Origin of the sequence: Citrobacter sp. wls711 (assembly GCF_005281055.1) — a bacterium.
Lineage (GTDB): Bacteria > Pseudomonadota > Gammaproteobacteria > Enterobacterales > Enterobacteriaceae > Citrobacter > Citrobacter gillenii.
Window position 1 is genome coordinate 52,199 of the sequence record NZ_SZXC01000053.1, and the last position, 24,050, is coordinate 76,248.

General features: G+C 53.5%; 23 protein-coding genes. 9 read left to right on the forward strand and 14 right to left on the reverse strand.

Features of this window, described 5'->3' with window-relative positions; translation table 11 throughout:
* Window positions 1-6: 6 nt before the first annotated feature.
* The 4 genes from ftsP to FDW98_RS16620 form a co-directional block, all read right to left on the reverse strand.
* Complete coding sequence (ftsP, locus tag FDW98_RS16605) at window positions 7-1,419, reverse strand: cell division protein FtsP (RefSeq protein WP_096755660.1); 1,413 nt, start codon at window positions 1,417-1,419, stop codon at window positions 7-9.
* A gap of 71 nt (window positions 1,420-1,490) precedes the next feature.
* Window positions 1,491-2,228, reverse strand: a complete 738-nt coding sequence (plsC, locus tag FDW98_RS16610; protein WP_096755659.1) for a 1-acylglycerol-3-phosphate O-acyltransferase — start codon at window positions 2,226-2,228, stop codon at window positions 1,491-1,493.
* A gap of 195 nt (window positions 2,229-2,423) precedes the next feature.
* Window positions 2,424-4,682 (reverse strand): DNA topoisomerase IV subunit A, encoded by a 2,259-nt coding sequence (gene parC, locus FDW98_RS16615; RefSeq protein WP_096755658.1) that lies wholly within the window; start codon window positions 4,680-4,682, stop codon window positions 2,424-2,426.
* A 90-nt stretch (window positions 4,683-4,772) separates the two neighbouring features.
* A complete protein-coding gene (locus FDW98_RS16620; RefSeq protein ID WP_137398890.1) occupies window positions 4,773-5,183 on the reverse strand; it encodes a YgiW/YdeI family stress tolerance OB fold protein in 411 nt (136 codons plus the stop codon).
* 153 nt (window positions 5,184-5,336) lie between these two features.
* Between FDW98_RS16620 and qseB the strand changes: the two genes are divergently transcribed.
* The 4 genes from qseB to FDW98_RS16640 all read left to right on the forward strand — a co-directional run bounded on the left by qseB (window position 5,337) and on the right by FDW98_RS16640 (window position 8,377).
* Window positions 5,337-5,996 carry a quorum sensing response regulator transcription factor QseB gene (gene qseB, locus FDW98_RS16625; RefSeq protein ID WP_096755656.1) on the forward strand — a complete coding sequence of 220 codons (660 nt, stop codon included), beginning with the start codon at window positions 5,337-5,339 and terminating at the stop codon, window positions 5,994-5,996.
* On the forward strand, window positions 5,993-7,342 hold the full coding sequence (qseC, locus tag FDW98_RS16630; protein ID WP_096755655.1) for a quorum sensing histidine kinase QseC: 1,350 nt from the start codon (window positions 5,993-5,995) through the stop codon (window positions 7,340-7,342). Before qseB ends, qseC begins: the two co-directional genes overlap by 4 nt.
* 108 nt (window positions 7,343-7,450) lie before the next feature.
* Window positions 7,451-8,032, forward strand: a complete 582-nt coding sequence (locus FDW98_RS16635) for an NAD(P)H-dependent oxidoreductase (protein ID WP_096755654.1) — start codon at window positions 7,451-7,453, stop codon at window positions 8,030-8,032.
* A 30-nt stretch (window positions 8,033-8,062) separates the two neighbouring features.
* The gene (locus FDW98_RS16640) at window positions 8,063-8,377 is read left to right on the forward strand and encodes a putative quinol monooxygenase (RefSeq protein ID WP_096755653.1); all 315 of its coding nucleotides are present in this window, start codon (window positions 8,063-8,065) and stop codon (window positions 8,375-8,377) included.
* A gap of 94 nt (window positions 8,378-8,471) precedes the next feature.
* Here FDW98_RS16640 and FDW98_RS16645 read toward each other — a convergent pair whose 3' ends face one another.
* The 3 genes from FDW98_RS16645 to FDW98_RS16655 are packed head-to-tail and all read right to left on the reverse strand — an operon-like array spanning window position 8,472 to window position 12,785.
* Window positions 8,472-9,662 (reverse strand): glycoside hydrolase family 88 protein, encoded by a 1,191-nt coding sequence (locus FDW98_RS16645; protein WP_096755652.1) that lies wholly within the window; start codon window positions 9,660-9,662, stop codon window positions 8,472-8,474.
* A gap of 23 nt (window positions 9,663-9,685) precedes the next feature.
* Window positions 9,686-10,954: an oligosaccharide MFS transporter gene (locus FDW98_RS16650; protein WP_096755651.1), complete on the reverse strand. Its 1,269-nt coding sequence runs from the start codon at window positions 10,952-10,954 to the stop codon at window positions 9,686-9,688.
* A gap of 10 nt (window positions 10,955-10,964) precedes the next feature.
* Window positions 10,965-12,785 (reverse strand): DUF2264 domain-containing protein, encoded by a 1,821-nt coding sequence (locus FDW98_RS16655; protein WP_096755650.1) that lies wholly within the window; start codon window positions 12,783-12,785, stop codon window positions 10,965-10,967.
* A gap of 165 nt (window positions 12,786-12,950) precedes the next feature.
* Between FDW98_RS16655 and FDW98_RS16660 the strand changes: the two genes are divergently transcribed.
* Window positions 12,951-13,802, forward strand: coding sequence for an AraC family transcriptional regulator (locus FDW98_RS16660; RefSeq protein WP_096755649.1), 852 nt, complete (start codon window positions 12,951-12,953; stop codon window positions 13,800-13,802).
* A gap of 97 nt (window positions 13,803-13,899) precedes the next feature.
* Here the strand turns inward: FDW98_RS16660 and parE are convergent, their stop codons facing one another.
* The 5 genes from parE to nudF are packed head-to-tail and all read right to left on the reverse strand — an operon-like array spanning window position 13,900 to window position 18,305.
* On the reverse strand, window positions 13,900-15,792 hold the full coding sequence (gene parE, locus FDW98_RS16665; RefSeq protein WP_096755648.1) for a DNA topoisomerase IV subunit B: 1,893 nt from the start codon (window positions 15,790-15,792) through the stop codon (window positions 13,900-13,902).
* Between the two features lie 28 nt (window positions 15,793-15,820).
* On the reverse strand, window positions 15,821-16,402 hold the full coding sequence (gene yqiA / locus FDW98_RS16670) for an esterase YqiA (protein ID WP_096755647.1): 582 nt from the start codon (window positions 16,400-16,402) through the stop codon (window positions 15,821-15,823).
* Window positions 16,402-17,229 carry a 3',5'-cyclic-AMP phosphodiesterase gene (gene cpdA, locus FDW98_RS16675; RefSeq protein ID WP_137398891.1) on the reverse strand — a complete coding sequence of 276 codons (828 nt, stop codon included), beginning with the start codon at window positions 17,227-17,229 and terminating at the stop codon, window positions 16,402-16,404. Before cpdA ends, yqiA begins: the two co-directional genes overlap by 1 nt.
* 24 nt (window positions 17,230-17,253) lie before the next feature.
* Complete coding sequence (locus FDW98_RS16680) at window positions 17,254-17,676, reverse strand: DUF1249 family protein (RefSeq protein ID WP_096755645.1); 423 nt, start codon at window positions 17,674-17,676, stop codon at window positions 17,254-17,256.
* Window positions 17,673-18,305, reverse strand: a complete 633-nt coding sequence (gene nudF / locus FDW98_RS16685; RefSeq protein WP_096755644.1) for an ADP-ribose diphosphatase — start codon at window positions 18,303-18,305, stop codon at window positions 17,673-17,675. Before nudF ends, FDW98_RS16680 begins: the two co-directional genes overlap by 4 nt.
* Before the next feature lie 199 nt (window positions 18,306-18,504).
* Here nudF and tolC point away from each other — a divergent pair, with 199 nt between their 5' ends.
* The 3 genes from tolC (at window position 18,505) to FDW98_RS16700 (ending at window position 21,984) form a co-directional block, all read left to right on the forward strand.
* Entirely contained in the window at window positions 18,505-19,992 is a 1,488-nt protein-coding gene (gene tolC / locus FDW98_RS16690; RefSeq protein WP_096755643.1) for an outer membrane channel protein TolC, read from the forward strand.
* A gap of 148 nt (window positions 19,993-20,140) precedes the next feature.
* Window positions 20,141-20,818, forward strand: coding sequence for a DUF1190 family protein (locus FDW98_RS16695; protein WP_096755642.1), 678 nt, complete (start codon window positions 20,141-20,143; stop codon window positions 20,816-20,818).
* A 5-nt stretch (window positions 20,819-20,823) separates the two neighbouring features.
* The gene (locus FDW98_RS16700) at window positions 20,824-21,984 is read left to right on the forward strand and encodes a glutathionylspermidine synthase family protein (protein WP_096755641.1); all 1,161 of its coding nucleotides are present in this window, start codon (window positions 20,824-20,826) and stop codon (window positions 21,982-21,984) included.
* Window positions 21,985-22,069: 85 nt separating this feature from the next.
* Here FDW98_RS16700 and ygiD read toward each other — a convergent pair whose 3' ends face one another.
* Window positions 22,070-22,858 carry a 4,5-DOPA dioxygenase extradiol gene (ygiD, locus tag FDW98_RS16705; protein ID WP_096755640.1) on the reverse strand — a complete coding sequence of 263 codons (789 nt, stop codon included), beginning with the start codon at window positions 22,856-22,858 and terminating at the stop codon, window positions 22,070-22,072.
* Between the two features lie 147 nt (window positions 22,859-23,005).
* On the opposite strand from ygiD, the gene zupT reads away from it, so the two are divergent.
* Window positions 23,006-23,779, forward strand: a complete 774-nt coding sequence (gene zupT / locus FDW98_RS16710; RefSeq protein ID WP_096755639.1) for a zinc transporter ZupT — start codon at window positions 23,006-23,008, stop codon at window positions 23,777-23,779.
* A gap of 65 nt (window positions 23,780-23,844) precedes the next feature.
* Here the strand turns inward: zupT and FDW98_RS23450 are convergent, their stop codons facing one another.
* A complete protein-coding gene (locus FDW98_RS23450; RefSeq protein WP_096759330.1) occupies window positions 23,845-24,021 on the reverse strand; it encodes a hypothetical protein in 177 nt (58 codons plus the stop codon).
* Window positions 24,022-24,050: the final 29 nt, after the last annotated feature.

Below are 24,050 nucleotides of genomic sequence, written 5' to 3' on the forward strand. Positions count from 1 at the left end.
GGCACATTATGGCGCCGGGTTCACCAGCATCTGTCCGATCGAGCCACGATCGGCCATTTCCAGCGTCTGGCTGTTAAAGTAGAACGGGAAATGCGCCCAGGAAGGCTGTCCGTAATACACCAGCAGCTCAACCTGACCATCCACCCAAACGGTATCTTTCCAGCCCCGGTCTTCCGGGAACGGCATCGCGCCGTTCACATTGCGGATCAGGAAAGAGACGCCTTCGATATGGAAAGACTGCGGCATATCCGCCCGCACCGTCCAGCGCTCCCAGGAGCCCTGCTGAGCGGTAATGTCCATGCGGTTTACATCCCACAACTGCCCATTAATGCCGGGATCGTCATCAAGGCTGATCTCACGACTGCGAATCGGTGAGCCGCTTAAAATTTCCGTAGGCAACAAACGCATCGGCAGATTGTCGGTCACCAGCGGCAGCAGCCCGGTCGGGCGCAGGGTCAGTACCAGCGTGGAAATCAGAATACTGGATGGCTCGAAGAAGCCGCGGATCCGGTCGACAATGCTGGCCGCCTCACCACAGGTGATCGACACTTCATCGCCGTTGGTCATGTCCACCAGAATCTCACGACGTTCACCCGGGGCCAGCGAGAGTTGCTTCACCGAAACCGGCGCGGGTAAAAAGCCCTGATCGCCGGAAATCACATGCAGCGCACGACCGTCACTCATTTGCAGCTGGTAACGACGCGAGTTCGACGCATTGAGTAAACGCAAACGCACCCAGCCGCGAGACACTTCCACATACGGGCTTTGTGCCCCGTTAACCAATAGCGTGTCACCAACAAACCCGCCGCTGCCCGGCTCGCTGTATTCAGGCGTGCCGAAGTTATCCAGCCGCTTGTCCTGAATAATGACCGGAAAATCATCCACGCCATAATGGTTGGGAATCGGCAGCGACTTACTGACATCATCTTCAATCAGCCACATACCAGCCAGACCGTTATAGACCTGCTGCGCGGTCCGGTTCGGCGTATTGGCGTGATACCACAACGTGGCGGCGTCCTGGCGAATGGGCAATACCGGCGCCCAGTCCGCATTCGGTGACATCATGCGTGCCGGGCCACCCATCAGTGGGCCAGGAACCTGCAGCCCGGCGACGGTCATTGAAACATTCTCGGTAAGACGGTTGCTGTAAATAAGCTTGACGTCATCCCCTTTCCAGACGCGGATGGTCGGCCCCAGGTAACGCCCGTTAATCCCCCAGACCGGCGCGCGGGTGCCTTGCGTAAAGGACCAGTGAGCGCGTTGCAGGGTCATAAATAGCGGCTGTCCACGGCGAGACTCCAGCAGCGGTGGAACAGGTAACGGTTGTTGCTGACCGGCAGCATTAGCCTTCAGCGGAATAGCACCTGCACACAGTGCGATCCCCGATGTCTGAATGAACTGACGCCGACTGAGTGACATATAAGCTCCATGTAAAACTGGCGATTAACACGCAGGAAAGTATTTCCTGTAACAAACTCGGATGGCGCGAATCACACCTTACCGGTAGCTTCACGCTCGGCAACTTCTTTGTCGAGTTCGGCGATTTTTTGTTCCATTAACGTGCGGCAATGCGCGGCCAGTTCACGAACCTGATCCTTACCATAGTGGCTGATATCTACTGGCGGCAACATCTCGACGATCGCCAGACCATTATTTAATCGGTTAAGTTTAATTTTATTTGAGGTCGTTGAAACGCACACCGGGATCACCGGAACACCCGCGGCAATTGCCGCATGAAACGCGCCAGTTTTAAACGGCAGCAGACCACGGCCACGGCTACGCGTACCTTCCGGGAACATCCAGATAGAGATACGACGTTTTTTAAAATGATTAACGACCGTCGCAATGGTGCTGTGCGCTTTGGCGCGATTGTTTCTGTCGATCAACAGGTTACCGGTGAGCCAGTACAGCAGACCGAAAAACGGGACCCACAGCAGGCTTTTTTTACCGACCGTAACCGTCGGTGGTTGCACGATCTTCGCGGCGGTAACCATGTCATAGTTATTCTGGTGGTTACAAATATAGATAGCGTTGCCGTAGTCCTTTGCGTCCGGCGGCATGCGGCATTCCACCTTCAGGCCGTACAGGGGGGCCAGTCGACCAAACATATGGCCAAACGTCGAGACGTGTTTTGGATTTCGTGGGCTGAACAGACAATATATACAACCAAAAACACAGACCAGAATGCAGTAAATTACAGTAATGAATAAACGAAAAATATATAGCATAACAACCTCTAAGGCCTAAGAGCCTGGCATTTTACGTCACCAAATGCAGAACCCTGCGTCAGGTTAGGGCTTTGTTAAGAGCGGCTCTCTGGAAAAGCGTATTGTTAATCGCAATGCACGAATAAACAACGGTTTCACGGGAATTTTTAATGTTGACTCTCCCTGCGTAAAAGCAGGGAGAGTCAGACGACAGCGTTATTCTTCGCTGTCGCCCTGACCGGCACGTCGTGGCGAGTCAATTTCGATACGGTCGATGCGCTGTAAACCGCGCATCAGCGTACCGCGACGCCCACGCTCGCCGGTCACCTTCTGCAGTTCTTCAGGACGCAGTTTAATTTTGCGTTTACCAACGTGAATGGTCAGCGTACTTTGCGGCGGCAACACGTAGAGGTGCGCCAGCCCATCATCCCCTTTCGCCGCTTCTGCAGACGGAATGTTGATGATCTTGTTCCCTTTCCCTTTCGACAATTGCGGCAGGTCACTGACCGGGAACATCAGCATACGCCCGGCATGGGTGATCGCCAGCAGCATGTCGCTTTCATCTTCAAGCACCACCGGCGGCATCACATGCGCGTTCTCCGGTAACGTAATCAATGCCTTACCTGCACGGTTGCGCGCCACTAAGTCATTGAAGGTGCAGACGAAACCGTAGCCAGCATCGGAGGCCATCAGCAGTTTCTGGTCATCACTTTCCATCAGCATATGCTCAACCGTCGCTCCCGGCGGCAGCGTCAGCTTACCGGTCAGCGGTTCACCCTGACCACGTGCCGACGGCAGCGTAATCGGGTCGATGGCATAGCTGCGCCCGGTTGAATCCACGAACACCACCGGCTGGTTGCTCTTGCCCTTCACCGCGGCCTTGTAGCTGTCACCCGCCTTATAGCTTAAGCCCGGCGCATCAATGTCATGGCCTTTGGCGCTACGCACCCAGCCGCTTTGCGACAGTACAATGGTGACCGGCTCAGACGGCAGCATGTCGTGCTCGCTCATCGCCTTCGCTTCTTCGCGCTCTTTCAGCGGAGAACGGCGATCGTCGCCATAGGCATCTGAGTCTGCCTGCAGCTCTTTCTTCAGCAGGTTACTCATCTTGCGCTCAGAGGCCAGAATGCCCTGCAGCTGATCGCGTTCTTTCGCCAGCTCGTCCTGCTCGCCGCGGATTTTGATCTCTTCAAGTTTGGCAAGATGACGCAACTTCAGTTCGAGGATGGCTTCAGCCTGGGTTTCAGAAATGCCAAACCGCGACATCAGCTCAGGCTTCGGTTCATCTTCATGACGAATGATTTCAATCACTTCGTCAATGTTGAGGAACGCCACCAGCAAACCTTCGAGGATGTGCAGGCGCTTGAGGACTTTTTCCAGACGATAGTTCAGACGACGACGTACGGTATCGCGGCGGAACGCCAGCCATTCGGTGAGGATCTCCAGCAGGTTTTTCACCGCAGGGCGACCGTCGAGGCCAATCATGTTCAGGTTGATGCGGTAGCTTTTTTCCAGATCGGTGGTGGCAAACAGGTGGTTCATCACCTGCTCCATATCCACACGGTTGGAGCGCGGCACGATCACCAGACGGGTCGGGTTTTCGTGATCCGACTCATCGCGCAGATCGTCCACCATCGGCAGTTTTTTATTGCGCATCTGGGCGGCAATCTGTTCCAGCACTTTGGCACCGGAAACCTGATGCGGCAGCGCGGAAATCACCACCGCGCCATCTTCTTTGGTCCAGACCGCACGCATACGCACGGAGCCACGTCCGTTTTCGTAAATCTTACGAATTTCTGCACGCGGGGTAATGATTTCTGCTTCGGTCGGGTAATCCGGTCCCTGGACGATATCCAGCAGCTGATCCAGCGTCGTTTTCGGCTGCTCAATCAGCGTAATCGCCGCTTTTGCCACTTCACGCAGGTTATGTGGCGGAATGTCCGTTGCCATACCGACCGCAATACCGGTGGTGCCGTTCAGCAGAATATTCGGCAAACGCGCAGGCAGCATCTTCGGCTCCTGCATGGTGCCGTCGAAGTTTGGCACCCAGTCCGACGTCCCCTGACCGAGTTCCCCCAGCAGCAGTTCCGCATATTTAGACAGTCGAGATTCGGTATAACGCATCGCCGCGAACGATTTCGGATCATCCGGTGCCCCCCAGTTCCCCTGCCCGTCAACCAGCGGATAACGGTAAGAGAACGGCTGCGCCATCAGCACCATCGCTTCATAGCAGGCGCTGTCACCGTGTGGGTGGTATTTACCCAGTACGTCGCCGACGGTACGGGCGGATTTTTTAAATTTGGCGCTGGCATTCAGCCCCAGTTCGGACATCGCGTAAACGATGCGTCGCTGAACGGGTTTCAGACCATCACCAATAAACGGCAACGCCCTGTCCATGATGACGTACATGGAATAGTTCAGATAGGCGTTTTCCGTGAATTCATGCAGCGCAAGGCGCTCTGCCATATCGCTCATTAATCGTGGTTCCTCAACTGTTAGCCCGAACAATACCCGGTATTCGTCAGGCAATATTGCCGCAGATACTACCCTATCTGGCGAGTTGAGTCACAAAGAAAAGGGCCGCGAACGCGTGACTTTGGTAATCTGTTTTACGTCGATTTCAACGGAGTTCCAGTCTTTATCCACTTCGCCCTGGATTTCTACGACATCCTGCGGCGTGACGGTTAAACCGTTCCAGCGCTTGTGGTCGATATCCACGTTCACCGTGCCAGATGCATCTTTAAACAGGTACAGATCGTCGGAGATACGCTCAACGATGTTACCGCGCAGCGTGACCCAGGTATCATCACGCAGCGATTTTGCGCTTTCTACCGTCGTGCTGCTGCCATTCGGACCCACAAATCCGCCCGCCTGGCTTTGCGTCGCCGTTGGGCCAGAGAATCCGCCCTGCTGCGCTGCCAGAACAGGTGCAGAACACAGTGCCATCACGGCAACCATTGCAGCTAATTTTTTCATCTTCATGTCTCCCTTATCATGTTGTTTCACGACTATTTAATAAGTTAATCCTTAACAACTTCTTAAGGCAAAAAAAGATTCTTTTTTTGCTGTACATCCCCGGTTGACACAAGGTTTACTGGCAGCCAACTGAGTGAGCGCAGGGAAGAACATATGCGTATTTTACTGGTAGAAGATGACGCGTTGATTGGCGACGGTCTGAAAACGGGTCTGAGTAAAATGGGGTTCACCATCGACTGGTTTACCGAAGGTCGTCAGGGTAAAGAGGCGCTTTACAGTGCGCCTTATGACGCGGTGATCCTCGACCTGACGCTGCCGGGTATTGACGGCCGCGATATCCTGCGCGAATGGCGCACCAAAGGAAAACAGGAGCCGGTGCTGATTTTAACGGCCCGCGACGCGCTGGCAGAACGCGTGGAAGGTCTGCGCCTCGGTGCGGATGACTACCTGTGTAAACCCTTTGCACTGATTGAAGTGGCCGCCCGACTGGAAGCACTGGTACGTCGCGCCAGCGGTCAGGCTACCAGCGAACTACGCCACGGTCAGGTGACGCTTAATCCCGGCGCACTGGTCGCCACGTTCGCAGGCGAGCCGTTGTCGCTCAAGCCGAAGGAGTTCGCACTGTTGGAACTGCTGATGCGTAATAAAGGGCGCGTCCTGCCCCGTAAACACATTGAAGAAAAACTGTATAACTGGGACGAAAACGTCTCCAGCAATGCGGTTGAAGTGCACGTCCATCACTTACGCCGTAAGCTCGGCAGTGATTTTATCCGCACCGTGCACGGCATTGGTTACACCCTGGGTGATGCATGAAATTCACACAACGCCTCAGCCTGCGCGTCAGGCTAACGCTCATCTTCACCATTTTGGTGCTGGTGACCTGGCTGATTTCCAGTTTTGTCGCCTGGAAGCAAACCACCGATAACGTCGACGAGATGTTTGACACACAGCTGATGCTGTTTGCCAAACGGCTGGTCACGCTGGATCTTGACGAACTAAAAGCCTCTGAGCGCTTTGCCCAAACGCCAAAGAAATTCAAACACGGCCATATTGACGACGATGTGCTGACCTTTGCGGTCTACACCCCGGACGGAAAAATGGTTCTGCACGACGGCGACAATGGTCAGTACATTCCCTATAGCTATCGTCGGGAAGGGTTTGACGACGGCTATCTGAACGGTGACAACGATAAATGGCGCTTTATCTGGCTGACTTCAGCAGATAAAAAGTACCGGGTCGTGGTCGGTCAGGAGTGGGAATACCGCGAAGATATGGCACTGGCGATTGTGACGGCCCAGCTGGTGCCGTGGCTGGTCGCCCTGCCGTTGATGCTGCTGATCCTGATTGTACTGTTAAGTCTTGAACTTAAGCCGCTGAAAAAGCTGGCGCAGGCTTTACGTTTGCGCGATCCGGAATCTGAAGAACCGCTGAGCCTGAAAGGCATTCCCGGCGAGGTTCGCCCACTGGTTGAGTCGCTCAATCAGCTGTTTACCCGTATTCACACCACCATGGTACGCGAGCGGCGCTTTACCTCAGATGCCGCGCACGAACTGCGTAGCCCGCTGACGGCGCTCAAGGTTCAAACCGAAGTGGCGCAACTGTCTGACGATGACCCGCAGTCACGACAAAAAGCGCTAATGCAGATGCAGACAGGTATTGACCGCGCCACTCGCCTGGTCGATCAGCTGCTGACGCTTTCGCGTCTCGATTCGCTCAACAATCTTCAGGATGTCGCCGATATCTCACTCGAAGAGTTACTGCAATCCGCCGTCATGGATATCTACCACCCGGCACAGCAGGCCCACATCGACGTGCGCTTGCAGATTAACGCTCACGACGTTAAACGCACCGGCCAACCGCTGTTGCTTAGCCTGATGGTCCGCAATCTGCTGGATAATGCAATCCGCTACAGCCCGCAGGGTAGCGTCGTGGACGTGACGCTCAATAACCACTGTTTCAGCGTCAAAGATAACGGTCCGGGCGTTGCGTCAGAGGTATTACTGCACATTGGTGAGCGTTTCTATCGTCCACCGGGACAAAACGCGACCGGCAGTGGGCTGGGCCTGTCGATCGTCCGGCGTATTGCGACGTTGCACGGTATGTCCGTGTCATTCGCCAACGCCACGGAAGGTGGATTTGAAGCCAAAATCAGTTGGTAGCGTTGAATTATTGCGCTACCAGCAAAAGACTTTGCACATTTTGCTAATTTCACCGCACCGATCATCGGCGTAAAATCGCCCTCAAACGTAATTCTTTGAGGACACAACATGAGCAACATTCTGATTATCAATGGCGCTAAAAAATTCGGCCATTCCAATGGTCAGTTGAATGACACCCTGACCGAGGTCGCGGACGGTATCCTGCGCGACCTCGGACATGATGTTAGAGTCGTGCGCGCAGACAGCGATTACGACGTACAAACAGAAGTGCAGAACTTTGTCTGGGCTGACGCCGTTATTTGGCAAATGCCGGGCTGGTGGATGGGTGCACCGTGGACAGTGAAAAAATACATCGATGATGTGTTCACTGCAGGGCACGGTACGCTGTACGCCAGCGATGGTCGCACACGTTCTGATACCACTAAAAAATACGGTTCTGGCGGCCTGATTCAGGGCAAAAAATACATGTTGTCCCTGACCTGGAATGCACCGATGGAAGCCTTTACTGACAAAGATCAGTTCTTCCACGGCGTCGGCGTTGATGGCGTTTATCTGCCGTTCCATAAAGCAAACCAGTTTTTAGGTATGGAAGCGCTGCCGACTTTTATCACCAATGATGTGATTAAAATGCCGGATGTCCCGCGTTATATCGCAGAATATCGCAAGCATCTGACCGAGATTTTTGGTTAACTAGTTACCTGGAATTAGAAGGAGTTAACCATGCTTACCGTTATTGCAGAAATCCGTACACGTCCAGGTCAACACCACCGCCAGGCGGTGCTGGATCAGTTTGCTAAAATCGTTCCAACCGTCCTGAAGGAAGAAGGCTGTCATGGCTACGCGCCGATGGTCGATCACGCCGCGGGTGTGAGTTTTCAGACCACAGCGCCGGATTCAATCGTGATGATTGAACAGTGGGAAAGCATTGCGCACCTTGAAGCGCATTTGCAAACCCCGCATATGAAAGCTTACAGCGAAGCCGTGAAAGGTGATGTGCTGGACATGAGCATTCGTATTCTGGAATCAGGTATTTAAGGTTGTTGATGTACCGGATGACGTCGCCCGCGACGTATCCGGTCTACACACGATCTGTAAGCCCGGTAAGCACAGTGCAACCTGGCCAATAAACTTACCAGTACAACTTCCAGCACTGCGTAAAACGGGTTAACGCCTCAACGTAAAAGTAATCTCCCCAGCTTGCGCACTCATCGACCCCTTTATTGCTCGCAAGATGGTAAACCGAGTGTTTCAGTAGCCCGTTGCCCTTCTCATCTTTGCCCATCAGATAATGCTGCGTCAGCGATGACATGATCCCCATCGCCCATTGTTGATAACGTTCACGATCCGGATCGGTCACCGGCAGGTGTTTAATCAACTCCAGCAGGCCACATACCGCAATGGCCGCCGAAGAAGAATCACGCAGCGCATCGGTGCCCACCAGCGCCAGATCCCAGTGACAAACGGCATCATCCGGCAGGCGATTGAGAAAGTAGTTGGCCAGTTTTTTCGACAGCTGCACCATCTCGCGATCGCCGGTATAGATATAGCTCAACAGAAAACCATAAATCCCCCACGCCTGCCCACGCGACCAGCATGAATCGTCAGCGTAACCCTGCTGGGTATTACCGTAGCGCGGCGCGCCGGTTTGCACGTCCATGTAGTAGGTATGGAACGTCGAGGCATCTTCACGGATCAGATATTCCGCCGCCTGCGCCACGTGCGCTTTTGCCGCATTGGCAAAGCGCAGATCGCCCGTCTGTTCACTGGCCCAGTACAGCAGCGGCAGGTTCATATTGCAGTCAATGATCATCCGACCGGCCTGATCGGGATCGCGGAGATCGCCCCATGCCTGAATGATCTGCGCCTTCTCGTGAAAACGTTCAAGCAGCGCTTCTGCCGCCATCAGCGAAAAACCGCGCGCATCGCGATTGCCCGTCAACCGCCAGGCCGCTACACAGGAAAGTGTGTACAGGAAGCCCAGGTCGTGGGTGTTGGTGTCATGGCGCCCGGCAATACGCAAACCAAATGAGCGCACGTGCTTTTCGGCCATTTCACGAAATGTCGCTTCACCGCTCATTTCCCACGCCAGCCACAGTTGCCCAGTCCAGAAACTGGTGGTCCACTCCACATTATCCGTCAGCGGGTAATAACCGTTGACGCAGGTTTCGGCAGGAAAGTCTTCACCGAATTCCGTTAAATGACGGCTAAGCAGCTCGAGGACATGTTCCCTGGCGCCATTCATTTGTTCCTGAAAGGCTGCGGTATTAAGCGGGCTACCAGGAAAAGCGCGCAACGTTTCCTCAACGATATGCTTTAACATATTTTGGTTCCTTATTACGTAGATTATCTTGTCGCGTTATTTTCGGCGATATCGAGCGCGGTATTATTGCGACGTTTACTTTGGCAGGCGGATAACGTAAATGCCGAAATCAGCGTAAAGGTCAGCGCAATAATACCCATAATGATATAGGTCTTTTCAAAACCAATTCGGTCATACATTAATCCGGCAGGTGAAGACACCACCACGTTGCCAACATACAGCATCGCCTGATAACCCAGTAAATACATGGTTGCGTTGACGCGTTTATCAAAATGTTCGGCAATGTATTTAAAGACAGAAACCAGCAATAAACAGATTTCCAGGCCATACAACGGTTTTAGCACTGAAATTAACAGATGCGAGTCGCACAGTCCGGAGATAACCAGACGCGCGCCGACCAGTGCCCCGACAATCAGCAATCCCCGCTTCGCGCCGATGTAGTTAACGAACAGCGGGATCACCATATACATGATAAATTCCATACCTGACTGCACGGTGCCCAGATATCCGAATACCGCATTGCCTTTATGTACATCAGCAAAGAAGGTGACAAAATAACGCGAGAATTGCTGTTCGGCGATAAACATCATCCACGCCACGCCTGCGACATACAGGCAAAACGCCCAAAACTTGCGGTTACGCAGCAGCGCGTAAACATCCGCAGGAGAGATTTTATCTTTGGTCAGTACCTCTGAGGCATTGGCTGAATTTACGTTCACTTTCAGGCTTAGCAGGACAATCAGCATTACCACCGACGCCACGCTACCTAACATAAAGTTATACGCCGGAGAGAGGTTAAACAGCAGCCCCGAGAACGACGACGCGACTGCCCAACCGAGCGATCCCCACATGCGGATTTGCCCAAACTCCATGCCGTTTAAACGACTGTAGCGGTCAGAATAGGATTCGCAGGCGGCCACACCGGCGTACCACGCAAAGCTTAAGTAAATTGCGCCGACAATAATACCCAGCAGGGTATTGGAGATTAATAGCGGCTGATATACATAAATAAAAAACGGTGCCATTAATGCCGACATAATCACGACAAAATAGAGCAGGTATTTACTCATGCCGATTCTGTCGAGGATATAGCCATAAATCGGCTTCAGTATCACCGAGAAAATACCGTTCACTGCAAATACGGTACCGATAACCGTCCCACTTAACTGCGCTTTCTGCCCCAGCCAAATGGCCAGCAAACCAATACTGGCCGACCAGGTAAAGAAATAAAGAAAAATAAAGCTACTAATTTTATAATATTCTGTTCTGTTACTCGCTGAACTCTTTTTCATACCATCCTCGCTATAAAAAGAACGACAACTGACGTGCACCGTCAGGTTCGCGAATAACGACCTGGTTACGGTTAATTTGCAGCAGCGGGACCGTGAGCACGTTTGTTTGCTTGCCGCTGGCATTCACGGCGCAGCACAGCCAGCTCTCGCCCGGCAGGATCTCGGTGGTCAGCGTCGGAATAGCCGCGCACTCGGCAAACATAATGCTGCTGTTAGGCGGCGTGACCACATTGTCCGGCTGGCGGATGATGACAGGCGACAGATCCACAATCGCACTGGTCCCGTTACGCGCTGCCAGCAGACATCCCCGTGCGCTGAGCTGCGGCTCTGTCTTCATCACTGCAAAGCCCCCTTCCACCGTTTGCAGCGTTCTCGCACTGTGAATGCGGTGCAAACGAATATGCCACTCGCCAAACGGCACCAACCAGGTCTCAATACTGACGTCATGCCACGGCGACCAACGGGACCAGAGATAATTTTCATCAACGCGAACGTCATCGCACTGACGACGTCCACGGAAGTAATTATCGCCATCTGCCAGCAGCAGCATGGAATCGCATGCCGCATGTTTGATGCCGTAGCGCCCGCGCTCAATGGTGAAGCCAAAACGGCTGGAGTAGGCAAATTTGGTGTACTTGACCTCGGTATTCACATAGTTGTTCAGCTCAAGCTGCCCTGACGCCAGCATCGTGACATGCGCAGAATCTTCGCTGTGTTGCAGGATCTGCCCGGCATGGGTAATCACCCGTTTTTCGTCAAGCACCGGGAGCGGCAACTCTTCAGCCTGCCAGAACGCGTGATCGTCCGGTAACGCGAGGATCAAAAAGACTTTCAGTGCCCAGTACGGCGATCCCGGCGAATTGTAGTCTTCACACATCGCCAGGTTTGGATAGGCAAAGCCCAACGTCAGGATGCCGTCTCGATCAAAAATCGGCTGCTGTTGCCACCAGCGCAGATGGCGCAGGATCACCCCTTTAATAACCCCAGGTGAGAACACATCCAGCTCAGCAAAGGCCACCGCGCTCCAGAAGGCGACCATGGCAAAGCGGTAGGTCAGGCTGCGACCAAACGGCACCGATGCCCCGTCGGCGGCAGACATAAAGATAAAATCCGCGGCAAACAGCCGGGAACGTTCACGCAACGTAGCGGCGCGACGGGTGTCCTCCGGGCTGAGGGTGGCATACAGCAGGCCATAAAAATGAAAGGCCATGGAGATGTAATAATCTTTAGGTCGCCCGGGACCGTCGGAATACCAGCCATCGCCGAGGTAGTAGGCGTCCATCATCTCAAATCGCCGATCGATAGCCTGTTGGTCAAACGGTAATCCTGCACGTTTAAAGCCAAGCTGCACGATAATGGCGAAATAGTTCCAGTTGCTGTCCGGCATCTGAGCATCGGTAATTTGATTCAGCCAGCGGTGCAGATTGTCCTGCTCCGTTGCGCTGAACATCCCGGTTAAACGCGTCTGCAATAACGCCAGGCCCAGACCATACGCCGCCATCTCGACCAGACGTTGATCGTAAGGACCGGTGTCCCCCCAATAGTGCGAGCTGTGGGGATCGGTGCCGAGTTTTATCGCCTGAATATATTTGTCGGCAAACGGCACATCCGCCCCGCCGGCCATCAGCGGAAATAGCCCCCACAGCGCTCGGGAAAGCCCTTCCATGCAGGCAATATCCACGCTGTAATGCGCGCAGGTATCACCGAGAGAAAACTGAGCCTGTCCCGCTGGGAATTGCTTGTCGAGTGCCCGTAAAAGGGTATTAACGGCACGCGTAACGTCTTCGCGGGATGACAATGGATTTGATTTTTCTTCAGTCGCCGACCACATACTCTGCCCCTCTGAATTAAGTGGCTAAAGAATAGTGAATGGCAGACAAGCAGAAATGTTACTTCAATCACACCACAAACATTAAAATAAAACAGTGATTGAAGAAATTTAAAAATAGGGTTTATAAACAGGAATTCGCCGGCAAAAGTTTAAATTTATTGCACTATGAACTTATCTTCTCCTCAAGAGTACCTGGAGCTGATTGCCCTCAACAACGCGGTGGTGTCGTTCAGTCGTTTATTTGCCAATACGGTTCGTTATCACCATTGGCATCAGTGTCTGGAAGTGTTGTACGTGGAAGAAGGGTTTGGCGTGGTGACGGTCGATCATAAGCAATACACCATGCGTCCAGGGCGGATGTTCTTTTTCCCACCGTTTACGCTGCATAAAATTTTTGTTGACGAGCAGGTGCGGGACCGTTATCGGCGGACCATTATTCATCTCGATCAGCACGCAGTACTGAAGGTGTTACGCGACTTTCCACTTCATCAACAGCGTCTACAACACCTGAGTGTACGCGGGAGCGAGGCGTGGGTCATCGACGCCGCAGACGTCCATACGCACATTGATTTTCTGTTCAGCCGCTATGCAAAACTGGCCGCGCAGAAACCGCTTAACACTGAGCACGTTGCCTGCCTGTTATTGAATTTATTCAGCCTGTTACCCGAAGATAACGTCAATATGCATGATAGTGATACGGGGATGGCCAGCCAGGTGATGTTCTGGCTTGATGAGCACTACATGCATAAATTTAGCCTGGTGACGCTGGCACAAGCGTTAGGAAAATCAAAAAGTTATGTTTCTCGGCGTTTTCAGGTAGAAACAGGCGAGAGCATCCTCGGGTATCTCAACACGCTGAGGTTGAGAAAAGCCTGCGAGGCGCTGTTACACAGTGAGGCAAGCGTCAGAGAGATTGCGCAAAAAGTGGGGTTTTCTGATGTGACTTATTTTATCAGCGCCTTCGGAAAAGGCATTGGCGAGACGCCGTTACAGTACAGGAAGCGGCATAAGCCGTAACGCCTGATGGCGACGCTGATGCGTCTTATCAGGCCTACGGGCACAATGCGAATGTAGGCCGGATAAGCGAAGCGCTATCCGGCATTCAACATCATGCTTACCCTTCGAGATCCGCCAGGTCGCCTTTCTCCTGCAGCCAGTTACGGCGATCTTCAGAGCGCTTCTTCGCCAGCAGCATATCCATCATGGCGTTGGTGCGCTGATCGTCTTCATCATCAATGATGAGCTGCACCAGGCGACGGGTGTTCGGATCCAGCGTGGTTTCGCGCAGCTGCATCGGGTTCATTTCACCCAAACCTTTAAAGCGCTGGACGTTCGGCTTGCCTTTCTTACGCTTCAGCTGCTCCAGTACGCCCGCTTTCTCTTCTTCCGTGAGCGCGTAATACACTTCTTTCCCGAGGTCGATACGGTACAGCGGCGGCAGCGCTACGTAGACGTGTCCGTGTTTGACCAACGTGCGGAAGTGCTTCACAAACAATGCGCACAGCAGCGTAGCAATGTGCAGACCATCGGAGTCCGCATCCGCGAGGATACACACCTTGCCGTAGCGCAACTGGCTGAGATCGTCGCTGTCCGGATCGATACCGATCGCTACCGAGATATCGTGAACTTCCTGGGAGGCCAGCACTTCATCAGAAGAGACTTCCCAGGTGTTCAGGATCTTACCCTTCAGCGGCATGATCGCCTGATACTCACGATCGCGCGCCTGCTTGGCCGATCCGCCCGCCGAGTCACCTTCCACCAGGAACAGCTCGGTGCGGTTAAGATCCTGTGCGGTGCAGTCCGCCAGCTTACCCGGCAGTGCCGGACCGCTGGTGAGCTTTTTACGCACCACTTTTTTCGCTGCACGCAGACGACGCTGAGCGCTGGAAATCGCCATTTCCGCCAGCAGCTCTGCTGACTGCACGTTCTGGTTCAGCCACAGGCTGAAGGCATCTTTTACCACCCCAGAAACGAACGCCGCGCACTGGCGCGAAGAGAGACGCTCTTTGGTCTGACCGGCAAACTGCGGATCCTGCATCTTCACGGACAGCACGTAAGCGCAGCGATCCCAGATATCCTCCGCCGACAGCTTCACACCACGCGGCAGGATATTGCGGTATTCACAGAATTCACGCATCGCATCCAGCAGACCTTGACGCAGGCCATTGACGTGCGTCCCGCCCTGCATGGTTGGGATCAGGTTAACGTAGCTTTCGGTCAGCAGTTCACCGCCTTCCGGCAGCCACAGCAGCGCCCAGTCCACCGCTTCCGTATCACCGGAGAACGTCCCGACAAACGGTTTTTCCGGCAGCAACGGCAGGCCGTTCACCGCTTCGCTCAGGTAGTCGGTCAGGCCATCGGCGTAGCGCCAGGTCTGTTCGGTATCGTTGACCTTATCCTTGAAGATGATCTCCACGCCCGGGCAGAGTACCGCTTTGGCTTTCAGCAGATGGCTCAGGCGAGAAGCGGAGAAACGTGGGCTGTCAAAGAAGCTTTCATCCGGCCAGAAGTGCACGCTGGTCCCGGTATTGCGCTTTCCACAGGTGCCGGAAACGTGCAGGTCTTCGACCTTTTCACCGTGTTCAAAGGCGATACTGTGAATCTGACCATCACGACGAACGGCCACTTCAACACGTTTTGACAAGGCGTTAACCACCGAAATCCCCACGCCGTGCAGGCCACCGGAGAACTGGTAGTTTTTGTTAGAAAACTTACCCCCTGCGTGCAAACGGCAAAGGATCAATTCAATGGCCGGGACGCCCTCTTCCGGGTGGATATCGACGGGCATGCCACGTCCGTCATCAATGACTTCCAGTGATTGATCGGCATGAAGGATAACCTCGACACGTTTCGCGTGCCCGGCCAGCGCTTCATCCACACTGTTATCAATAACTTCCTGTCCCATATGGTTAGGACGAGTCGTATCTGTGTACATCCCCGGGCGGCGGCGAACCGGCTCAAGCCCAGTGAGTACCTCAATGGCATCAGCGTTATAAGTTTGCGTCATGGTTTAAATTAGCAATTCGAATTGATCGTCAAAAACTGTGCAGTCCAAGGAAATCGACAATCTGGTTGAAATAATCTTCGAAGCCTGTGAATGCGTGGTTTCCGCCCTCAATAACAGTTTGACGGCAAGAGGCGTAATACGCCACCGCCTGGCGGTAGTCCAACACTTCATCGCCCGTTTGTTGTAGCAGCCAGAGCAAATCCGGCGCCTCCAGCGGGTCAATCTGCATGACTTTAAGATCGTAAATATGGCGTGACTCTAGCACATATTGCTGGCCCGTGTAGGGGTTCTCGTTTTGGCCAAGGTAGTCGACCAGCAGTTCGTAAGGCCGCACCGCAGGGTTCACCACCACCGCAGGCAACATAAAACATTGCGACAGCCAGGTGGCGTAATAGCCCCCTAAAGAGGAGCCAACAATCCCCAGCGACTCTCCGCCATGCTCAAGGACTATTGATTCCAGCATCTCTGCCGCTTGGGCAGGATACGGTGGCAGCTGCGGTACGATCATCTCAACGTGCGGGTGGAGCTCTGCCAGCCAGCTTTTCAGCAGACACGCCTTCGCCGAGCGAGGAGAGCTATTAAATCCATGTAGATAGAGAAGCGTAGACATCAGTAGCCTTCTGAAGCGGTATCAGGGTGGAACCGAATTCCCGGCAGACGGCACACCTGAGTGTGCAGCGAACCATCAGCAAAAAGTTCCAGCGTACGCCAGCCGGGACTAATGGTATCTAACGTAAAGTTGGCACAATGCGGCTTGAACTGCACGCATGTCGACGGCGTAGCCAGCAGGCGGCGACCGTTCCAGTCGAGATCCAACTCCTGATGAATATGTCCACACAGCAGATACTTCACGCGCAGATAGTTCACCAGCACGTTGTCCAGCTCAGCAGCATTGCGCAGGCTGTGCTGATCGAGCCAGCTACAGCCCGAAGGCAGTGGGTGGTGATGCAAAAGCAGCAAGGTATTCCGTTCAGGCGCATCGGCAAGTTTTCGCTCCAGCCATTCAAGCTGGAACTCACTTAATTCTCCGTGGGGAACGCCAAAAACCTGGCTATCGAGCAGCAAAATTTGCCACTGTTCACCAATGAAGACGCGTTTCGCAGGCGAAATTCCGGCGTCCTGCAGGGCGCTGTACATGGCTGGCTGAAAATCATGATTGCCAGGTAACCAGACGCAAGGCGCACGAAAGCTTGCGATACCCTCAGCAAAATGCTGATACGCCGCAGCGGATTGATCCTGCGCTAAATCGCCTGTCGCCACGATCAGATCGAAGTCGGTCGACTCAGCATGTATAGCGTCCAGTACGCACTGATAGCTGTCCCAGGTGTTCACTCCCAGCAGCGTTTCATGCTTTTCGGCAAACAGGTGAGTGTCTGTAATTTGCAAGATCCTGACTCTGGCCTCACCAGCCAAAGGAAGGGTTAACAGGCTTTCCAAATGGTGTCCTTAGGTTTCACGACGCTAATAAACCGGAATCGCCATCGCTCCATGTGCTAAACAGTACCGTAACCAGTCGGCCAGGAACTGATTAATTTGATGCTTTTCGTCGCGTTGATGCAACTTTTTATTTGGGTAATCATACCGCGCTTTGAAGCGAAAGATCTGCTGACTTGAACACACTTCAGCCACCCTCGCATCATGATACAGGCGGACGGTAAGCGATGGCAGGCTCCAGTAAGTGACAGCAGGCGCCGTCTGTTCGATCGCAACCAGCGTAGTGTATCGGGTCGATTCAACAATCGTTAACCGATATTGTGCGTTTGCCACCTGATAGCTCACTGTTTCGCCGACCACATCATTTCGCGGCAACAGACGGCGCAGTTGCGAAAAGTTGGTTTCGCACAGGCGCATCATTTCAGGGAAATCAGGTGTATAACGCTTCATTTTTTCCACTCAGTTTTTAACTCTTGATAGTGCAGCTGCAACCATTGCAAGGCGATGACAGAAGCCGCGTTGTCGATTTTTCCCTCTTCCACCCACTGATAAGCCTGTTCCCGGCTTACCACATGAACGCGAATATCTTCGTTTTCATCCGCCAGACCGTGGATCCCGCTTGCGGTCGTGGCGTCCACTTCGCCGACCAAAATGGACAGGCGCTCGCTCGTGCCGCCGGGGCTTGCCAGATAGCTCAGCACAGGTTTGGTTCGTTTTACGTCCAGTCCGGCTTCTTCCATCGCTTCGCGGCGGGCAACGTCCTCAACGGTTTCACCTTCTTCGATCATCCCGGCGACCATTTCCAGCAGCCACGGGCTTTCGCTGGTATCAAATGCCGCAATACGAATCTGCTCAACCAGCACAACTTCGTCCCGCTCAGGGTCAAAGGGTAGCAAGACCGCCGCGTGTCCGCGCTCAAAAATTTCGCGCGTGACTTCCTCACTCATTCCACCGTTAAACAGGCGATGGCGGAACCGATAAAGATCCAGTGAAAAAAAACCGCGGTATAGCGTTTCTCGTGCAATAATTTCTACATCATTTTTCGTGAAAGTCATTGGCAAGCTGTCTGGTTTACGCATTGTGCTGTCCTGATACCAATAGTGATTAAAATGTGAATTTCAAGGTCGTTTGACTGCTGTTTGGGCGCCCTTGTGTTAAATTGATGCAAATTAACGCCGTATGGCACGTAACGCCAACTTTTTGAAGTGGTGGATTCTGCTAGAATCAACAATTATTTTTACCATTTGATCAGCGCTAAATACTGCTTCACAACAAGGAATGCAAATGAAGAAATTGCTCCCCATCCTTATCGGCCTGAGCCTGTCGGGGTTCAGTACTTTGAGCCAGGCAGAGAACCTGATGCAGGTTTATCAGCAAGCACGCCTGAGCAACCCGGAATTGCGTAAATCCGCCGCCGATCGCGATGCTGCATTCGAAAAAATTAACGAAGCGCGTAGTCCGTTACTGCCTCAGCTGGGCTTAGGTGCCGATTACACCTACAGCAATGGCTACCGTGATGCAAACGGCGTGAATTCCAACGCCACCTCTGCTTCGTTAACCCTGACTCAGTCTCTGTTTGATATGTCGAAATGGCGTGCCCTGACGCTGCAAGAAAAATCAGCGGGCATCCAGGATGTGACCTATCAGACCGATCAGCAAACGCTGATCCTGAATACTGCCACGGCCTATTTTAAAGTATTGAACGCGATTGATGTGCTGTCATACACCCAGGCACAGAAAGACGCAGTTTACCGTCAGTTGGATCAGACTACCCAGCGTTTTAACGTCGGCCTGGTCGCCATTACTGACGTACAGAACGCCCGTTCACAATACGATACCGTGCTGGCAAATGAAGTTACTGCGCGTAACGATCTGGACAACGCGGTGGAAGAGCTGCGCCAGGTTACCGGCAACTACTACCCGGAACTGGCCTCGCTGAACGTTGACGGCTTTAAAACCAACAAGCCGCAGGCGGTGAATGCACTGCTGAAAGAAGCCGAAAATCGCAACCTGACCTTGCTGCAGGCGCGTTTAAGCCAGGACCTGGCGCGTGAACAAATTCGTCTGGCGCAGGACGGTCACCTGCCGACGCTGGATTTAACCGCCTCTACCGGTGTTTCTGATACCTCTTACAGCGGCTCTAAAACCCGCGCGGCAACCGGTACTCAGTATGACGACAGCAATATGGGTCAGAACAAAATTGGTCTGAATTTCTCGCTGCCGCTGTACCAGGGTGGCATGGTTAACTCGCAGGTGAAACAAGCACAGTACAACTTTGTGGGCGCGAGCGAACAGCTGGAAAGTGCGCACCGCAGCGTGGTACAGACCGTACGTTCATCCTTCAATAACATTAATGCGTCCATCAGTAGCATTAACGCGTACAAACAAGCGGTCGTCTCTGCACAAAGCTCTTTGGACGCGATGGAAGCCGGTTATTCCGTTGGTACACGTACCATCGTGGATGTGTTGGATGCCACCACCACGCTGTACAACGCCAAACAGCAGTTGGCTAACGCACGTTATACCTATCTGATTAACCAGTTAAACATCAAATCTGCGCTCGGTACGCTGAACGAACAGGATCTGGTGGCGCTGAACAATACGCTGGGCAAACCGATTCCGACCGCGCCTGACACCGTCGCGCCGGAAAACACACAGCAAGACGCTGCAGCAGACGGCTATACCGCGAGCAACAACGCGGCAGTCGCTCAGCCGACGGCAGCACGTTCAACCAACAGCACCGGCAACAATCCGTTCCGTAACTGATGGTGATGACGGGGCTTCGGCCCCGTCTGAACGTAAGACAACGTAAAGATCCGCCCCTTCTTCCGCATTCTCGCCTCTTCCCGCTTCAATTTCGACCAGTCATCCTCTATTCTGAGCAGTATTTACCACTGGGTCCTGGAAGACATAAATGAAACGGACAAAATCTATACATCACGCGTCGTTCCGCAAAAGCTGGAGCGCACGCCACCTGACACCTGTTGCCCTGGCTGTTACCGCCGTTATTATGCTGGCGGGCTGTGAGCAGAGCGACGAAACAGTATCGCTTTACCAAAATGCGGACGACTGCTCGACGGCGAATCCGGGTAAAAGCGCTGAATGTACAACCGCATTCAACAACGCGCTGAAAGAAGCTGAGCGCACGGCGCCGAAGTACGCCACCCGCGAAGACTGTATCGCTGAATTCGGCGAAGGTCAGTGCCAGCAGGCACCTGCACAGGCCGGTATGGCACCAACGGGTGAAGGCCAGGCTCAGGCACAGAATCAAAGCAGCGGCAGCTTCTGGATGCCGCTGATGGCAGGCTACATGATGGGCCGCATGATGGGCGGCGGTATGGGCGCTCAGCAGCCGCTGTTCAGCTCGAAAAATCCGGCCAGCCCGGCCTACGGCAAATATACCGATGCAGGCGGCAAAAACTACGGCGCAGCAACGCCGGGCCGTAGCATGACCGTACCGAAAACCGCCATGGCGCCGAAACCGGCAACCACATCAACCGTCACGCGCGGCGGCTTTGGTGAATCTGTCGCCAAACAAAGCACCATGCAACGTAGCGCCAGCGGTACCACCACGCGTTCAATGGGCGGCTGATCCACATGGAAAGAGTCAGTATTGTTGAGCGCCCGGACTGGCGCGAAAAAGCCACCGAATACGGTTTTAACTTTCACACCATGTACGGCGAACCGTACTGGTGTGAAGACGCCTACTACAAGCTCACGCTTGCACAGGTCGAAAAGCTGGAAGACGTCACCGCTGAACTGCACCAAATGTGCCTTAAGGTGGTTGAAAAGGTCATCGCCAGCGACGAGCTGATGACCAAGTTTCGTATTCCCAAACACACCTGGGGATTTGTCCGCCAGTCATGGCTGACTCAGCAGCCGTCGCTCTATTCCCGCCTCGATCTGGCATGGGATGGCATCGGTGAACCCAAGCTGCTGGAAAACAACGCCGATACGCCAACCTCGCTGTACGAAGCTGCATTCTTCCAGTGGATATGGTTAGAGGATCAGCTTAATGCCGGGAACCTGCCGGAAGGCAGCGATCAGTTCAACAGCCTGCAGGAAAAGCTGATTGAACGCTTCACCGCGCTGCGCGAACAGTATGGTTTTCAGCTACTGCACCTGACCTGCTGTCGTGACACCGTCGAAGATCGCGGGACCATCCAGTATTTGCAGGATTGCGCGGCCGAAGCGGAAATCGCCACCGAATTCCTCTATGTCGAAGATATCGGCCTCGGTGAGAAAGGTCAGTTCACGGACTTAGAAGATCAGGTGATTGCCAACCTGTTTAAGCTCTATCCGTGGGAATTTATGCTGCGCGAGATGTTCTCTACCAAGCTGGAAGATGCCGGCGTTCGCTGGCTGGAACCGGCCTGGAAGAGCATCATCTCCAACAAAGCACTGTTACCACTGCTGTGGGACATGTTCCCGAACCATCCGAACCTGCTGCCTGCGTATTTCGCCGAAGACGACTATCCACAGATGGAAAAATTCGTCGTGAAACCGATCTTCTCGCGTGAAGGCGCTAACGTGTCGATCGTTGAGAACGGTAAAACGATCGAATCGGTGGAAGGCCCGTACGGTGAAGAAGGTATGATCGTACAGCAGTTCCATCAGCTACCGAAGTTTGGCGATAGCTACGTGCTGATCGGCAGTTGGCTGATTAACGATCAGCCAGCCGGGATTGGCATTCGCGAAGACAGAGCGCTGATCACTCAAGATCTTTCCCGCTTCTATCCGCATATTTTTGTCGAATGAATGAAAGTGCCGGGCGGCGGCTCCGCCTTACCCGGCCTACGACACGAACTGTAGGCCCGATAAGCGCAGCGCCATCGGGCATTAATCATCCAACCTGCACCGAAAGCATACTCAGACTGCCCATCTCAATGCCGTCCACAGGAATTGTCACGGGTTCTTTTCCATCCCACGCGCCTAATACGTAAAGCAGCGGCAGATAGTGATCCGCCGTTGGATTCGACAACGATCCGCCTTCATGATCCAGATAGTTGACCAGCGGATGTTGTTCAACCGGTCCCTGCCATGTCAGGTTGGCCTTCACATAATCGTTGAATGAGGACGCCCACGGGTATGGCGTATTTTCACCGTGCCAGCGTGCCGTGCGCAGGTTATGCACCACGTTACCACTGGCGACCAGCATAATACCTTCGTCGCGCAGCGCCGCCAGCTTACGACCCATTTCAAAATGCCAGGCGGCCGGCTTCGTGCTATCAATGCTTAATTGCACCATCGGGATGTCGGCATTCGGGTACATCTTGATCAACACGCCCCACGACCCGTGGTCAAAACCCCAGGCTTCTTTGTCTAAGGCGACAGGGACGGGAGACAGCAAATCCACCAGATGCTGCGCCAGTTCTGGCGAGCCCGGCGCCGGATAATGTGTGTCATACAGAGCCTGCGGAAAACCGCCAAAATCATGAATCGTTTTCGGTGCTTCCATGGCAGTTACGCCAGTGCCACGGGTAAACCAGTGCGCCGAAACCACGACTATGGCTTTCGGACGCGGCAACGTTTCCCCCAGTTGCTGCCAGGCACGGGTATAAACGTTATCTTCCAGAACATTCATCGGGCTGCCGTGCCCCAAAAACAATGCTGGCATACGAGTTGAAGACATGATGATATCCTTACTGAGGGAGTTATTTTGATATCATCACAATACGCTTTTTCGGTTGATGAAGAACTCAGATAACCATGATGAAGATCATCAGTTATTTTGACGGTCTGGCCCGGACAGCAGATGGATAAGGAGTTGGATTTGTCGATGTCAGTACCTTTACTTCTGACTTTACTGGCGGGTGCCGCCACCTTTATTGGCGCCTTTCTTGGCGTGCTGGGACAAAAGCCCTCAAACCGCGTGCTCGCCTTTTCTCTGGGTTTTGCCGCGGGCATTATGCTGCTTATTTCCCTGATGGAGATGCTACCCGCCGCACTGGCTGCAAAAGGAATGTCACCCGTACTTGGCTACGGGATGTTTATCGTAGGCTTACTGGGCTATTTTGGTCTGGATCGTTTGCTGCCGCACGCCCATCCTCAGGATCTCGTGCAAAAAACAACACAACCTTTACCCGGTTCTATTAAACGCACCGCCATTTTGCTCACGCTTGGCATTAGTCTGCACAATTTCCCGGAAGGGGTCGCGACGTTTGTTACTGCCAGCAGCAACCTCGAGCTGGGTTTTGGTATCGCCCTCGCCGTGGCATTGCATAATATTCCTGAAGGTTTGGCCGTTGCCGGACCCGTGTACGCTGCAACCGGTTCGAAACGTACCGCGATATTTTGGGCCGGGATCTCCGGTATGGCGGAAATACTCGGCGGCGTACTGGCGTGGTTAATTCTGGGGAGTTTAATTTCACCGGTGGTCATGGCGGCAATTATGGCGGCTGTTGCCGGAATTATGGTCGCACTGTCCGTCGATGAACTGATGCCGCTGGCAAAAGAAATCGACCCGAATAATAACCCCAGCTATGGTGTACTCTGCGGAATGTCGGTGATGGGACTCAGCCTTGTCATCCTGCAATCAATGGGCATCGGATAATACAGACGGCGGATGCTGTCCTGCCCTGCAGGCCATCCGCCTCTACAACAGCAAAGCGACAGGGATTATTCATGCTCCCTGACCGTGCCAGCCTCTTCGCTCGTACGGCGAAAGAGTTTGTTACGCGCCTCAAGCAACGCATCTCGGTCTTGTCGAAACGCGCGGCAATAACGCTTCATATGACAATAATAACCAATAGCAACGAGTGCAATTAATACCATCCAATACCAGGCAATAAACATTCTTTTACCCTTAAAATTTAACATCATTA